Raw genomic sequence first — 14,469 nt, forward strand, 5'->3', positions numbered from 1 at the left:
TAACGAGGCGATACCGATGACTGATGTACGTACACCTGCTGCCGAAAATCCCGCTGTAGATCGCACACGCAATACAGAAACGGCCCACACGGGTTGGAGCAAATTCGACACCACCTGGATGCTTGGCCTTTACGGCACGGCCATCGGTGCCGGGACCTTGTTCCTGCCGATCAACGCCGGTGTCGGTGGTTTCTGGCCGTTGCTGATTCTGGCTGTACTGGCTTTCCCGATGACGTTTTTTGCCCACCGCGGCCTGACCCGTTTCGTCTTGTCCGGACGTTCCGGGGACATCACCGAAGTGGTTGAAGAACACTTCGGTATCGGTGCCGGCAAGCTGATCACGCTGCTGTATTTCTTCGCGATCTTCCCGATCCTGCTGGTGTACAGCGTGGCGCTGACCAACACCTTGAGCAGTTTTCTCGAACATCAATTGCACATTGCCCCGCCGCCACGGGCGATCCTTTCGCTGGGCCTGATTCTCGGTTTGATGGCGATAGTTCGCTGCGGTCAGAGCGTGATCGTCAAAGCCATGAGCGTGCTGGTTTATCCGTTTGTTGCCGCGTTGCTGCTGCTCGCGCTCAGCCTGATTCCAAACTGGAACGGCGCGTTTTTCGCCAGCGCCAAAGACGCCATGCCGATGTCTGATTTTCTCAAGACGCTGTGGCTGGCAATCCCGGTGATGGTGTTCTCGTTTAACCATTCGCCGATCATCTCCGCGTTTGCCGTTGATCAAAAACAGCGTTACGGCGATCAGGCCGAACGCAAGAGCAGCGGCATCCTCGCCATGGCGCACGGCATGATGGTCGTCACGGTGATGTTCTTCTGCTTCAGCTGCGTGCTGGCGTTGTCGCCGGCGGATCTGGCGGCCGCCAAGGCGCAGAACATTTCGATCCTGTCGTACCTGGCCAACCACTTCCAGACGCCGGTCATCGCCTACGCAGCACCGCTGATCGCGCTGGTGGCAATCACCAAATCCTTCCTCGGCCACTACATCGGCGCCAGCGAAGGTTTTCAGGGCATGATCGTGAAAAGCCTACGCAGTCGTGGCCGGGTGATGTCGGCGAGCTGGTTGAACCGCGCAACCGCCGTGTTCATGATTCTCAGCTGTTGGGCCGTGGCAACGTTCAATCCAAGCATCCTCGGGATGATCGAGGCGTTCGGTGGGCCGGTGATTGCCTGCCTGCTGTTCTTGATGCCGATGTACGCCATCCGCCGCGTGCCAGCCTTGCGCCAGTATTCGGGGCAGGCGTCCAACGTATTTGTAGTGTTGATTGGCCTGATTGCACTGTCAGCGATCATCTACCTGGTTCTGCCCTGAAAACGGGCCATTAAAAAAGGCGAGCCCCGTGGCTCGCCTTGTTTATCCCCGTGTTCATTGTTCGACAATTTTCCCGGCATGGCCCTTGCTACATGCCTGATGAGGCAAACGGAAATTGCATACCTCAGCGAACGAGATGCCAGTGATCCGGTTGGGCGAACCAACCCGATTAAGGCCGGTCAACAACTGCACGTTCAATCAGGCGGTGACGCATCATGGACAATCCTTTTCAGATCATTACCGATGCCTTCGCGCCGGACTATCAGATCAACCTGAGCATCCAGGGCCTGGACGGCAGCATCATGCTGACCCTGTCCAACAGCGGCCACATCGTGGCCAAACGCATGATCAGCGCCGAACAGCGCAATGACCCCGCGCGTCTCAAGCGCCTGGTGCAAAGTATTCAATTCGGCATCGCCATCGAACAAGGCCACAGCGCCATGGCGATCCTCGAAGCGATGACCAGCGGCAACGGGATCACCCCGCCACCGCCGCGCGTCAGCGGCCAGTCACGACCCGCGGCCGGACTTTAAAGCTCGCCCTTCTCGACCTCGGGATGCTCGCTGGAACCCGCACCAAGTTTGCGCTGCGGTTTCTCGATCTTCACCGAAGGAAATTGTGACGAGGCGTAACGCACCACCAGAATCGAGAACGCCAGCAGCAGAATCCCGCCGCACAGGTAGATGATGCCCATGTCCGGCGGGTTGTGGTGCGAGACGTTGGAGATCAGCAAGCGGGTCAGCGCGGTGATCGCCACGTAGATCAGGAAGCGCACCGGCATGTGGTTGGTCTTGAAGTAAATCCCGACCATCGCCCCCAGTTCGAGATAGATGAACAGCAACAAAATGTCATCGATCTTGATGTGGCCTTCCTCGAGCATCCCGAGAAACTCCATCACCGCCGCCCACGCCGTCACCGCACCGATGGCGAACAGCGCCAGATAGTGGAAGGTTTCGACGAACAGGTTGCCCAAGGACTCGGCCAGTTGATGCACGTTTTGCCGCAGTTTCTCGGCCCAGTTGATTTTCACGATGATGTTCCTTAGCCCGAATGCGAGCGGATGATGCGTGTTGGACGTGACGGTTTTCTGCACGTAACGGTTTTCATGCAGAAAAGAGGCCACGCCATCATGGCGAACCGCCGCCAGACCCGCGCCGTGGCGTTTGGTCGCATGCCCAGGGTTTACACCATCGCTGTGGGAGCGAGCTTGCTCGCGAATGGCCTTCACACGATCCAACTGACAAACCGAAAATCCGGTCTACATTAAAAAGCCACTACCCATGGCGCAGGGATTCGCTTATCCTTTTCGCTGTATATGGATACAGTAGTCGTCAAGACAACTTAATGTGAAGGCATGTGAGGTGGTGAATGGCCGTCGAAGTGGTATACCGCAGCAGCCGAGATCTGGAGCGCTTGTTCATGGATAAAGCCGAAGCTGACCGTCATGACAAAATGCTCGAACTGGCCGAATATCTGGCCGATGTGCTGCAAAAAGCCGTTCCGTCCCTGACTGAACAGCAAGTGGAAGAAGCCGGGATCTACATGGCGAAGAATCGCGATGTGTTCGCCCGGGCGTTCAAGAGCCAGCCTGATGCACTGTCAGAGCTGCTCAATGCACCGGCCGAGCCAGTCGAAAAAGCTGAAGCCGAGGAAGCGGTTGACACGCCGGCGAAACCGGCCAAAGCGGCAAAGGCTGCAAAGTAATCTCGCCCGAATTGAATAGGCCCTGAGTCGAATGGCTCAGGGCCTTTTTCATGCCTGCGAAACTCAGCGATACAAAACTTTCTCCGCCAACTCATCCGCGACCCGCGCCGGTGATCGTTTTTCTGCCTGTGCGTGGGCGAAGACTTCGGTCAAGCGCGAACTGATCTTCGACAGATGCGCGGTAATCGTCGGCAACGCTTCACCGCGATGTTTCAGCGAAACGTAGATCAAACCACCGGCATTGATCACATAATCCGGCGCATACAGAATCCCGCGCCGTTCCAGTTGATCGGCGACGTCCAGATGGCTCAGTTGATTGTTCGCCGAGCCCGCCACCGCCGAGCAACGCAATTGCGTGACGGTGTGACTGTTGAGCACTCCGCCCAGGCCACACGGCGCCAGGATGTCGCACGGTGTGCTGAGCAATGCGTCGTTGGCAATCGGATGCGCGTTGAGTTGTTCCATCGCCAGTTGCACCTTGCCGTGGTCGATGTCACTGACCAGCAGTTCCGCTCCGGCCGCGTGCAGTTGCTCGGCCAAGGCAAAACCGACATTGCCCAAGCCCTGAATCGCGATGCGCAAACCCTCGAGGTTGTCGCTGCCCAGCCGCGCCATCGCGGTCGCGCGAATGCCGGTGAACACGCCCATTGCCGCGTGCGGCGCAGGGTCGCCGGCCGAGGTGGTACTGGTGACATGCTGGGTCTGCTGGGCGATGCAATCCATGTCGGCCACCGAGGTGCCGCTGTCGATCGCGGTGATGTAGCGGCCATCGAGCTGATCGATGCAACGGCCAAAGGCCTCGAACAGTGCCCCGCGATTTTCCACATGCGCGGGGCGCACGATCACTGCAACGCCGCCGCCCTGCGCCAGACCCGCCAGCGCGGCTTTGTAGCTCATGCCCTGGGCGAGGCGTATGGCGTCTTCGACTGCGGTTTCGTCGTTGGGATAGGCAAGGTAACGACATCCGCCCAAGGCCGGCCCCAGGCGACTGTTATGAATGGCAATGACCGCCTTCAACCCGGTGACCGGGTCAACGCTAAGGTGCAGCGATTCCAGGCGAGTGCTTTGCATGAGAGCAAACATCGTTGGGCTCCCGAATCACTTCTTGTAGAACGCCAGTATAGGCTTGCGCGCGAAAATTGCTGGAGCGCACCGGAATAAGCGCCCGCGCCGACAGCGGCTTTGCGGCATAACCGCGGCAGTGCTCAGTCAGGCACTGGACGAATGGCACGGACGGGGCTAAAACGAGGCATTCCCCGGAGATATCGATGAGTCCGCGCCAACGTTTTTTCGAGTGTCTGCACCGTTCACCGCCCGCGCTGTTGGAAGCCGCGCTGTGGATGGCGGCCGAACACGAAAAAGAAGTGGACCCGGCGGCGCTCCTGCAAGACTTCAAAGAGCTGCAGCAACGCGTCAGCTACGGTTTGCCGATGCTGCCGGTCAACGAACTGGCGCAACCGTTGTTGCGGCGCATGATCGAGTTGGGATTCGCCCAGGATGACTTCTTGCCGCTACGCCCTCAGGCGGCGTTGCTGCACAAGGTTTTGCAGACCCGGCGCGGTCAGCCTTTGGCACTGGCGCTGATTGCCCTGGAGCTGGCACGCGGGCTGGAGATTCCGCTGGTCGGCGTCAATTTCCCCGGGCATTTCCTGTTACGCGTGCCTGGCGCCGATCACTTGCTTGATCCGTGTGGTGGTCGACGTTTGTACCCGAATGATTGTCGCGAGTTGTTGCAGCGTCAGTACGGACCAAACATGAAACTCAACGCCGAGCACCTGTTGACCGCCTCGCCGGTGCAGATGCTGCAGCGCCTGTCGCGCAACCTGCGGCAGTTGTACCTGACGCACGATGACTTCATTGCCTCGCTGATCGACGCCGAGCGCGTGCTCGAACTGGGCGACGCCGGGGCCGCCGATTACCTGGCGCGGGCGAGTTTGTATCAGCGGCTGGATTGCCCGAACGCTGAGCGCTTCGATCTGGAACGTGCGCTGTTGCTGAGTGACGACCCGATCCAGCGCCTGCGCCTGACCGAACGACTCAGCCATCTGCCGCCCAACGCCGTCGTCCACTGAGTTCCCTGTGGGAGCGAGCTTGCTCGCGAAGCAGACGGCGCGATCTTTCAGTTAAACCGCATTATCGTTCTTCGCGAGCCGGCTCTCTCCCGCATTGGATAGGCGTGTGTCATTGGGTGAGCGCACCTGGATGATCAGCAACGCAGCGATGACCGCGGGTATCGCGCAGAAGAAGAAAATCTGCTCCACCGGAATGTGCATCGCCAGCAGCAGACTGCCGAACAGCGGCCCGAGAATCGAACCGAATCGGCCCACGCCCAATGCCCAGCCAGTGCCCGTAGCGCGCACGTGTGCCGGGTAGAAATTACTGGCGAAGGCATTCAGCGTCAGTTGCCCGCCGATGATGCAGAACCCGGCAGCGAATACGCAGGCCACCAGATAGCGCGGGTTGTCGTGGTTGAGCCCGAGCAGAATCGTGCACAACGCCGCGCCCGCCAGCACGCCGGACAGCAAGCGCACTTTGCGCTTCAAGCGGTCGGCGAACCAGGCCATGCAGATCGCGCCCAACGTGCCGGCAAACAGGAACATCGACGTCACGAGGTTGGCCTCGTTGAGTTTCAGCCCACTTTCCAGCAGCAATGACGGCAACCAACTGATCATGAAGTACAACAAAATCAGGCTGACGAAAAACGTTGCCCAGAGTAGTAACGTTGGCCGTGCGTAGCCATTGCGAAACAACTCGACCACGGTCAGTTTGCTGCCCTGCTCGCGCTCGTTCTGCTCGACGCTGGCAACGGGTGGCTGCCAGTCCGGCAGCATCCGCGCCGTGACTTTGCGCAAACGCGCATAGGGCGGTTCATCACGCAACAGGCGCGGCAGCGATTCCGGCAACATCCACCACAGAAACGGAAACAGCAGCAACGGCGTCACACCGCCGGCGAGAAACACCGCTTGCCAGCCGAACTGGTCAATGAACCCGGCGGCGACAAAACCACCGGCCGCGCCACCGAACGAGAAACCGCACGCGGCCAGCGTCACCATCAACGTGCGCAGACGCGGCGGCGAATATTCCGACATCAGCGCCATGGCACTGGGCATCGCACCGCCCATGCCGATGCCGCAGATGAAGCGCGCGATCATCAGCGTATTGAGCGAATCGGCGAACACCATCAACACCGTCAGGCTGGCGTAGATCAGTACGCAGGCGAGCAAAATCCGCCGCACACCGAAACGGTCAGCCAGTGGCGTGACCGCCAGCGAGCCGAGGGTCAGGCCCAGCAGGTTGGCGCTGAACACCGGGCCGAACGCAGATTTTTCCAGCCCCCAATCCTGCGCCAGCGCGGGGACCACATAACCGAGCACCTGGGCGTCGTAACCGTCGGTGACCAGCAGCAAGGCGAGCAGGATCAAGAGCAACCACTGATAGCGGGACACAGGACGGGCGTCGAGTGCCGCGCGAAAGCTGGCAATCTGGTTATGCATCGCAAGGTACCTGTTTTGTTTTTATGATTTTTCGGTAGTTCAACGCCGAACCTTGTGGGAGCGAGCTTGCTCGCGAAAGCGGTGTATCAGTTACATAAATGCTGACTGACAGACCGTCTTCGCGAGCAAGCTCGCTCCCACAGGGTTATGGGGTATCTGGCTGGTTGGCCGGATGCGCCTTGATGAACGCCGGATGTTCAGCTGCCAGCGCCGCAACCCGGCGGATTTTCGGATACGCCTCAAGACTGACGTTAAACCGCTCAGCCGCATACAACTGCGGAATCAGGTAAACATCCGCCACACACGGCCACTCGCCGAAACAGAAACCGCTGTCGCCGATCAACTGCTCCACCGTCGCCAGCCCCTGGCTGATCCAGTGGCTGATCCACTCGACCACCTGCGGCTCGTCATGCCCCGACTGCCGCAGGCGGTTGAGCACGCTGACGTTGTGCAGCGGATGCACATCGCAACCGATCACCGCCGCCACGCCGCGCACATGGGCGCGGGCAGCGAGATCGGCGGGCAACAGCGGCGGCTGTGGATAACGTTCTTCGAGGTACTCGATGATCGCCGGTGACTGAATCAGCAACTCATCCTGATCGGTGCGCAGGGCCGGCACGCGCCCCTGCGGATTGATCGCCAGATACGCCGCTTGCCGATGCTCGCCACCGGGCGGTGCGATCAGATTGACCGGCAACGCCTGATAGTCGAGACCCTTCAACGCCAGCGCGATTCGCACCCGATACGACGAGGTCGAACGGTAGTAGGTATAGAGATCCATGAGCCGCTCCTGTCAGCGCGCCGGCAGCACTTTGCCGCGGCATTCGCCGAAGCCGATCGAGGCAAAACCGTCGCGGGCGCAACGTGCGCGCAGGATGATTTCGTCACCGTCCTCAAGGAATTTACGCACTTCGCCGGAGGCCAGTTCGATCGGCTTTTTGCCGCCCTCGGTGATTTCCAGCAGACTGCCGAACTGACCGCTTTGCGGACCGGACAAGGTGCCCGAACCGAACAGGTCGCCGGCCTGCAACTGGCAACCGTTGACGCTGTGATGCGCAACCATTTGCGCGACGGTCCAGTACATGTAGCGCGTGTTGCTCAGGGTCAGGCGATGGGCCGGCAGGTTCTGCTCGCGCATGGCTTCGGTGAGCAGCAGCACCTCCAGCTCGATGTCGAAGGCTCCACCGTCCTGATCACGTTTATCGAACAGGTACGGCAGCGGTTGCGGATCACCTTCAGGACGCGCCGGTTGCGCGGTGCGGAATGGCTCCAGCGCTTCCGCCGTGACCACCCACGGCGAGACGCTGGTGATGAAGCTCTTCGACAGGAACGGACCCAGCGGCTGGTATTCCCAAGCCTGAATATCGCGCGCCGACCAGTCGTTGAGCAGGCAGAAACCAGCGATGTGCTCGGCGGCGTCAGCGATAGCGATCGAGTCGCCCATCTCGTTGCCCTGGCCGATCCAGATGCCCAGTTCCAGCTCATAGTCCAGGCGCGCGCATGGGCCGAACGTCGGCTCGGTCTGACCGGCCGGCAAGGTCTGACCTTTCGGACGGCGCACATCAGTGCCGGAGGCGCGCACGGTGGAAGCGCGACCGTGATAACCGATCGGCACGTGCTTGTAGTTCGGCAGCAGCGGATTATCCGGACGGAACAGTTTGCCGACGTTTTGCGCATGCTCGATGCCGACGTAGAAGTCGGTGTAATCGCTGATGCGCGCCGGCAGGTGCAGTTGGCAATCGGCGGCCAGTGGCAGCAGTTTCGCGCCCTGGGCTTCGATGTTGCCGCGCAGGGTGCTGCCCTCGCTGAACAGTTCCAGCAGACGCGTGCGCAGTGCCACACGGGCCTCACGACCGAGGTCGAAGAACGCGTTCAATTGGCCACCGTGCATGGCTTCAACGGCACTGCGCGCGACGCCGTCGAACAGTCCGGCTTCCAGCGCCACTTGCAGATCAAAGATGTGTTCGCCAATCGCCACGCCTGCGCGCGGCGTCGAACCGTTGGTGCTGAATACACCCAACGGCAGGTTCTGCAACGGGAAATCGGTGTGGCCGTTGGCCGAAGCGACCCAACTGCGGGTGATGGAATTCTGCGTCATGGGTTATCTCCGGGTCGGATCGAACGTGGCGGGCAACGTGGCCCAGCAGGCGTCGTAACTAGGTTGCAATTGTGGGCAGTCGAGGGCGAAACGGCTTGGGCGCAACACCTGGCTGGTCTCGAACATGAAGGCCATGGTGTTGTCGATTTTCGACGGTTTGAGCTCGGCGTTGATCGCTTTGGTGCAAGTCTCGCCATCCGGGCCATGAGCGCTCATGCAGCTGTGCAGCGAGGCACCGCCGGGCACGAAGCCTTCAGCCTTGGCGTCATATTCGCCCTGGATCAAACCCATGAATTCGTTCATCAGGTTGCGGTGGAACCACGGCGGACGGAAGGTGTTTTCGGCAACCATCCAGCGTGGCGGGAAGATCACGAAGTCGAGGTTGGCCAAGCCGTGCACGCTGGTCGGCGAAGTCAGCACGGTGAAGATCGACGGATCCGGGTGATCAAAACTCACCGTGCCGATGGTGTTGAAGCGGCGCAGATCATATTTGTACGGCACGTTATTACCGTGCCAGGCGACCACGTTCAGCGGCGAGTGATTGAGTTCGCAAGCCCACAACTGACCGAGGAATTTCTGCACCAGCGTGGTCGGCTGCTGGAGGTTTTCATAAGCGGCGACCGGCGTCAGGAAATCGCGCGGATTGGCCAGACCGTTGCTGCCAATCGGCCCCAGATCCGGCAGACGCAGCGGCGCACCGTGGTTCTCGGCGATGTAACCGCGCGCTTGCGGGTCGAGCAGTTCAACGCGAAATTTCAGCCCGCGTGGCAGTACGACGATTTCCAGCGGCGCCACTTCCAGCACACCCAGTTCGGTGGCGATGCGCAGACGCCCGAGTTGTGGCACCAGCAGCAATTCGCCGTCGGCGTTGAAGAATACGCGCTCCATCGAACGGTTGGCGGCGTAGTTGTAGATGCTGATGCCGGCCGGTTTTTCCGCGCCGGCGTTAGCGGCCATGCTCACCAGTCCATCGATGAAATCGGTTGGTTCGGCCGGGATCTCCAGCGGGTTCCAGCGCAGGCGATTGGGCGTCACTTCGCCCAGCGGCCCACCGGCCAGCTGCCGTTCCAGTTTGACGAAGGCCGGGTGATTGGCCGACGGCTGAATGCGGTACATCCAGGTGCGCCGCGCTTCACTGCGGGCCATGGTGAACGCGGTCCCGGAGAACAATTCGGTGTAGAGGCCGTAGGGGGCTTTTTGCGGGGAGTTCTGGCCGACGGGCAGCGCGCCGGGCAACGCTTCAGAGCTGAATTCGTTGCCGAAACCGGACTGATACGCCAGCGCCTGAGCGGTTGAATCGAGGTTCATGGAGCCTCCTGAACAGGGAGTCGGCAGTGGCCCATCGCTCTGGCTCAGAGGTTTCGGCACGCCGGGGTTGTTATTGTCGTAATTCGATTACGCATAACGTAATTTGCTCGCTATCCAGCGTCAAGTTATAAAGACGCCCATTCGTTTTCGGATCCCGGCCGCACCATGGAAAAAACCAGCGACAGTAACGGCAAACAGAAAGTCCGCTCCGCCGAAGTCGGCACCGACATCCTCAAGGCTTTGGCCGAGTTGTCGCCCTCCACTTCGCTGTCGCGCCTGGCCGAACACGTGCAGATGCCGGCGAGCAAGGTCCATCGCTATTTGCAGGCGTTGATCGCCTCGGGGTTTGCCGAGCAAAACACCGCCACCAACCATTACGGCCTCGGCCGTGAAGCGCTGCGCGTGGGCTTGGCTGCACTGAACAGTATGGACGTGCTGAAAGTTGCCGCCCTGCCGTTGGCGGAACTGCGCGACGAACTCAACGAAACCTGCTTTCTGGCGGTGTGGGGCAATCAGGGCGCAACCGTGGTGCACATCGAACCGGCGGTGCGCGCGGTGACGGTGGTGACGCAATTGGGTTCGGTTTTGCCGCTGCTCAGTTCATCGACCGGACTGGTGTTCAGCGCCTATCTGCCGCATCGGGAAACCGATGAGTTGCGCGATCAGGAAATCGCCACAGCCGATCATCCACTGAAAGATCAAAAGACTTATACGACGCTGTGTGAACAGATCCGCGCACGCGGTCTGCATCATGTGCATGGTTTGCTGATGCCGGGCGTGGATGCCCTGTCTGCGCCAGTGTTCAACGCCGTCGGCCAGGTCGCAGCCGTACTGACCATCGTCGGCCCGACCTCGCTGTTCCACGCCGACGAAAACGGCCCGGCGGCGCAGCGGTTGTTGGCTGCGACGCGGGCCGTGAGTTGGCGCATGGGCTATGAAAAGCCAGCCTATTGAGTCACTGAAAAAGCATCTGACGGCTCGAAGATCAATGAACCGTTGTTTTACTCAGTGCCGAATCGGCGTTTTCCATCAATGTCTTGAAATATCCGACCAGGGTTTCTATCGGCGTTTCCTGATCCGTGTAATAAGTTACCAGCTCCGCGACCGTCCGCGCATCCTTGAATAAACTCAGGAACGACCGTTGCGCATGAGTGATTTCCTTGGTGGGGGCGCCCGCCGCTGCGGCTTTGCCCAACGTCAGCAGCCCGGTCACTGTGTCTTTTATGTGCCCCAGCGCGGCGGAGTAGTCACCACTCTTGTGAGCCTGCGAGCCGTCATAAATGCTTTTCATCATCTGGACGGCCACGACCACGGTCCCGACCGGAGGTACCAGCAGACTCACGATGTTCGCGGCTTTCAAAAAGTTATCGTAGATGAGATTGGCGATCACCTCATTCAAACTGGTGGTGCGTGCGTCGATATCACTGAGTACACGCCGAATTCGCTCATCATGAAAAGTGTAAAGATCAGGCAATTTGGCGCGCTGCTGTGTGCCGATCACCGCTTTGGAAACAGTAGTCGCGACAAGTTTGTCAAAGTAATCGTTGATCACCTTTTGATCAACGAGCAATACCCGCTTGCTGTAATACTCGCGGAACGGCCCCTGGCGAAAACGAATCGAGTGAATAAACTCGTCAATGGGTCGAAAGCTGACAAGATCGGGGGCATCAGGTGTATAAAGCATGTCGAAGAATCCCGACAATAACTTCAGGCGGAATATATAGACACCGCCCACCGCACGGTCCCAAGACCCCGTCAAACTCAAGTCTCCAATATTGAATTTATATAACCCCTGATCCCCTGGATTGATACTGTCCGGAATCGACGAATAACGCCCACCTTCTTTAAGACTATCAATAACTGCCTGAATACCCGCAAAAACTTCACTTGACAGTCTGCCACTGGTGAAATCGGATAGCGCATTGCAATACATTTCACAACGAACTTTTCGGGCGTGTACAGCACGCTTGAATGCGTAGTCTGGATTCGCCTTATTCTGGAATTTTTCTTTCAGCAACGTGGTATATCGATCGCCGGGACGAAACGTTTTCGACAACGATGAAAGATGGCGAATATCCAGTTTATCAATGGCCGGGTGGCCATTCAGCAAATAATACTTCGGGCTGAATTTGGTTTCATAGCCGGGATGCACCGCGTCAAACTTGAGCCCTTCAAGAAGCAATTCAGTAACGCTCTTGCGAAAATCTTCGGTCTGCACAATGATCCGGTCAGGATCAACTGCGACCTTGCTTCCGCTGGCGTGCAAGATGCCTTCAATTTCACTTTTTACCGAGTCATAGGTGAATTGCTCGAATGAAGGAAAGCCATTGTCTCGCGTATCAACGGTTGAGAGTGCTTTCAACTCGGTCTGTAAGCGGGTATAGCGCTTGCGGCCCTCGACGCCCAGTGCTCGATAGCCTGTCGGCGCAATTGCCTTGTGCAGGGCAACCTCGGCACGGTAAGCGACATGGACATAATCAGCCAGTGGCGCTTTGGCATTCAGGTTCAAATCGGCCTGTGCCGGGTCCAGTTCGTAACGATATCCAGCACCGCTTAGCGAGACACCCGCCTCATGCAGATAGTCGGGATGGATCAACAGTGCCGCATATTCACGGTTAGCAGCCAGAGCGGACTCAAACCAGCTTTTCATGGCGAAGCCATCGGTAAACTTGCGGAAACTGAACGCACCTTCAGGGTTTCGCAAAAACACCAGATGGCCTGAATATCCTGGCGCAGTAAAAACCAGAACATCTTTCAAGGCTGGCGCTTGTCGCCAGATTTTCAAGCCGCGAATCGTAACCGAGGCATCGTTCGCCATCGCGCGGGTAATGACATTCGCATCCGTGTCGTTAAACACACCTGACTGACGAGCAGCAAACAATTCAAACTCTATCTGACTGAAAAGATGGTCACGATAGGCCGCCTGATAAGCATCCGAAGGATTACCTGGAACATCGTCGACAAACTGCATGCGCAAGTTTCGATGCTCTAACCACTGCTCAAGCTTATCGACCGTAAGACGGCTGCCGCCTGGCGTGCCGATGATACTGAGTTTGGCTTTATGGGCGGAGTCATGCAGACCGACCACGAGGAATTCGGTGAGCGTTCGGAGTTCTTCCTGTTCAATGGTGCGACCTGCAATTTGCAGGGTGTACGCGCTATGTACGCTAATTGCTTGCGGATCAATCTGCTCGCCAAGCACCCGGTCTGCCCACTCGGTGAACGTACGCAGTACATAATCCCTGAACGAGAAGCACGCGTTGAAGGCTTTTTGATAATCGCCCCGGTATTGATCCCTCGAGTCCTCGAGCACGCTGTAGCGTTCCTGAATGGCGTTGCTCGCTTTCTTCAGCCAAAGCGGCCACTCGGTACGTTTCAAGGCGGCCCGTAACAGTTTGAAGCGGGTGTTCAAGCCATCACGCAGCGCGTGCATGCGCTGATTATCCTGCAGCAGCGATGTCAGCGCAGGTTTCATCTGATCACGGTTTACAAGAAGGGACGATACATTGTCCAGCTGCCCCTTGAGGTGCACCTCAACGCAATAGACATACGAACTGCGCATGCCTTTCAGATACTTTATCTGGCTGCTGCTCAGGGACAATCGAGCTTGTAACTTGCTATGCAGATCGGTGTTTTTTTCAAAGAACTCAAAACCTTTTTCGGGTGTATGCAGCAGGTAAGAGGTTGATTCATTGACCAGCTTCATTTCTGCATCCGGACGCTCGGCATTGTCCAGGATGAAACATGGCTGAAGCGATCCGAGATTACCCTGACCTGCCTGCAGGTTGACTTCAATCGCTCCTTGGCCATTTTCCAGATCGAGCAGATGAGCGAATCGTTCGCCCCAATAGATATCAAAATTGTTGGCCATGACCGACAACGACAACTCTGCACTTGTGACCAACGCGTAAGCCTGAATGAACGCCTGTTTATTGGACAACGAGGCATTTTCAGAACGGCGGGATTGCACCGGCGCCGCCCAGAACTTTGCAAGTTCGGCCCGCAGTCTTTTTTCCAGTCCGGCAGAGACAACTTCAATCAGATCCGTAACAATCAAAACATTCAGTGCATTGACTTTGAATTGGTTACTCAGCGTGTCCGGCAACAAGAACACTCCGTCACCGCCGAGAATGTAGCCAGGGCTTACATTGTTATCAATGCAATAAAAAACCACCTCACTCAGCGTGCCTGTCGGGCGGTCTTTGCTGGCAGGAAAAGCATTGTCCGTATTGACGTAGACCTTATCGATGTCAACGTTTTTCCCTAAACGCTTCAATTCGCTTTCAATCATATTCCGCAGAATATCCCGAACAGTCGGCACGGCATCGATTATTGAAAAAAGCTCGTCTTTTGCAAGAGTCGCCTTGTTCCACTCTTCTATCCAGGAGACGGGCTCAGCAGATGAATTGCGCATCAAACTTTTGAATAGCTTACTCACATTATATCCTTGCTTTATGATCCAGAGCTGCCTGCCGCAGCCACTGTAGACACTTGCAAGGTAGATCTTTTCTCAAATAACAAAAAGCGCCAATACTTTACAAAGCATG

11 protein-coding genes and 1 pseudogene are annotated in these 14,469 nt (G+C 57.9%); 5 read left to right on the plus strand and 7 right to left on the minus strand.

Annotation, left to right across the window (positions count from 1 at the left end; translation table 11 throughout):
* The first annotated feature begins 16 nt into the window (after window positions 1–16).
* Together WA225_RS03285 and WA225_RS03290 are read left to right on the plus strand one after the other, a co-directional pair.
* A complete protein-coding gene (locus tag WA225_RS03285; protein WP_422606861.1) occupies window positions 17–1,318 on the plus strand; it encodes a serine/threonine transporter in 1,302 nt (433 codons plus the stop codon).
* Between the two features lie 215 nt (window positions 1,319–1,533).
* Window positions 1,534–1,851 (plus strand): DUF3509 domain-containing protein, encoded by a 318-nt coding sequence (locus WA225_RS03290; RefSeq protein ID WP_422606862.1) that lies wholly within the window; start codon window positions 1,534–1,536, stop codon window positions 1,849–1,851.
* On the opposite strand, the gene WA225_RS03295 is transcribed toward WA225_RS03290, so the two are convergent.
* Window positions 1,848–2,348 carry a phosphate-starvation-inducible protein PsiE gene (locus WA225_RS03295; protein WP_026000737.1) on the minus strand — a complete coding sequence of 167 codons (501 nt, stop codon included), beginning with the start codon at window positions 2,346–2,348 and terminating at the stop codon, window positions 1,848–1,850. The genes WA225_RS03290 and WA225_RS03295 overlap by 4 nt on opposite strands.
* Before the next feature lie 338 nt (window positions 2,349–2,686).
* Between WA225_RS03295 and WA225_RS03300 the strand changes: the two are divergent.
* Window positions 2,687–2,941, plus strand: a pseudogene (locus tag WA225_RS03300) (YebG family protein); the annotation flags it as partial.
* Between the two features lie 144 nt (window positions 2,942–3,085).
* Here WA225_RS03300 and WA225_RS03305 read toward each other — a convergent pair.
* Window positions 3,086–4,105 carry a Glu/Leu/Phe/Val dehydrogenase dimerization domain-containing protein gene (locus WA225_RS03305; RefSeq protein WP_422606863.1) on the minus strand — a complete coding sequence of 340 codons (1,020 nt, stop codon included), beginning with the start codon at window positions 4,103–4,105 and terminating at the stop codon, window positions 3,086–3,088.
* Between the two features lie 185 nt (window positions 4,106–4,290).
* Between WA225_RS03305 and WA225_RS03310 the strand changes: the two genes are divergently transcribed.
* Window positions 4,291–5,094, plus strand: coding sequence for a SirB1 family protein (locus WA225_RS03310; RefSeq protein ID WP_422606864.1), 804 nt, complete (start codon window positions 4,291–4,293; stop codon window positions 5,092–5,094).
* Between the two features lie 51 nt (window positions 5,095–5,145).
* Here WA225_RS03310 and WA225_RS03315 read toward each other — a convergent pair whose 3' ends face one another.
* The 4 genes from WA225_RS03315 to hmgA all read right to left on the minus strand — a co-directional run bounded on the left by WA225_RS03315 (window position 5,146) and on the right by hmgA (window position 9,922).
* Window positions 5,146–6,516 (minus strand): MFS transporter, encoded by a 1,371-nt coding sequence (locus WA225_RS03315; protein WP_422606865.1) that lies wholly within the window; start codon window positions 6,514–6,516, stop codon window positions 5,146–5,148.
* A 145-nt stretch (window positions 6,517–6,661) separates the two neighbouring features.
* The gene (maiA, locus tag WA225_RS03320) at window positions 6,662–7,297 is read right to left on the minus strand and encodes a maleylacetoacetate isomerase (protein ID WP_422606866.1); all 636 of its coding nucleotides are present in this window, start codon (window positions 7,295–7,297) and stop codon (window positions 6,662–6,664) included.
* A 12-nt stretch (window positions 7,298–7,309) separates the two neighbouring features.
* The gene (fahA, locus tag WA225_RS03325; protein WP_422606867.1) at window positions 7,310–8,614 is read right to left on the minus strand and encodes a fumarylacetoacetase; all 1,305 of its coding nucleotides are present in this window, start codon (window positions 8,612–8,614) and stop codon (window positions 7,310–7,312) included.
* Between the two features lie 3 nt (window positions 8,615–8,617).
* Complete coding sequence (hmgA, locus tag WA225_RS03330) at window positions 8,618–9,922, minus strand: homogentisate 1,2-dioxygenase (RefSeq protein WP_422606868.1); 1,305 nt, start codon at window positions 9,920–9,922, stop codon at window positions 8,618–8,620.
* A 165-nt stretch (window positions 9,923–10,087) separates the two neighbouring features.
* Here hmgA and WA225_RS03335 point away from each other — a divergent pair, with 165 nt between their 5' ends.
* Window positions 10,088–10,876, plus strand: a complete 789-nt coding sequence (locus WA225_RS03335; protein ID WP_422606869.1) for an IclR family transcriptional regulator — start codon at window positions 10,088–10,090, stop codon at window positions 10,874–10,876.
* 31 nt (window positions 10,877–10,907) lie between these two features.
* Here the strand turns inward: WA225_RS03335 and WA225_RS03340 are convergent, their stop codons facing one another.
* On the minus strand, window positions 10,908–14,360 hold the full coding sequence (locus tag WA225_RS03340) for a hypothetical protein (protein WP_422606870.1): 3,453 nt from the start codon (window positions 14,358–14,360) through the stop codon (window positions 10,908–10,910).
* Window positions 14,361–14,469: the final 109 nt, after the last annotated feature.

The sequence above is a fragment of the Pseudomonas sp. genome (assembly GCF_049300855.1).
GTDB lineage: Bacteria > Pseudomonadota > Gammaproteobacteria > Pseudomonadales > Pseudomonadaceae > Aquipseudomonas.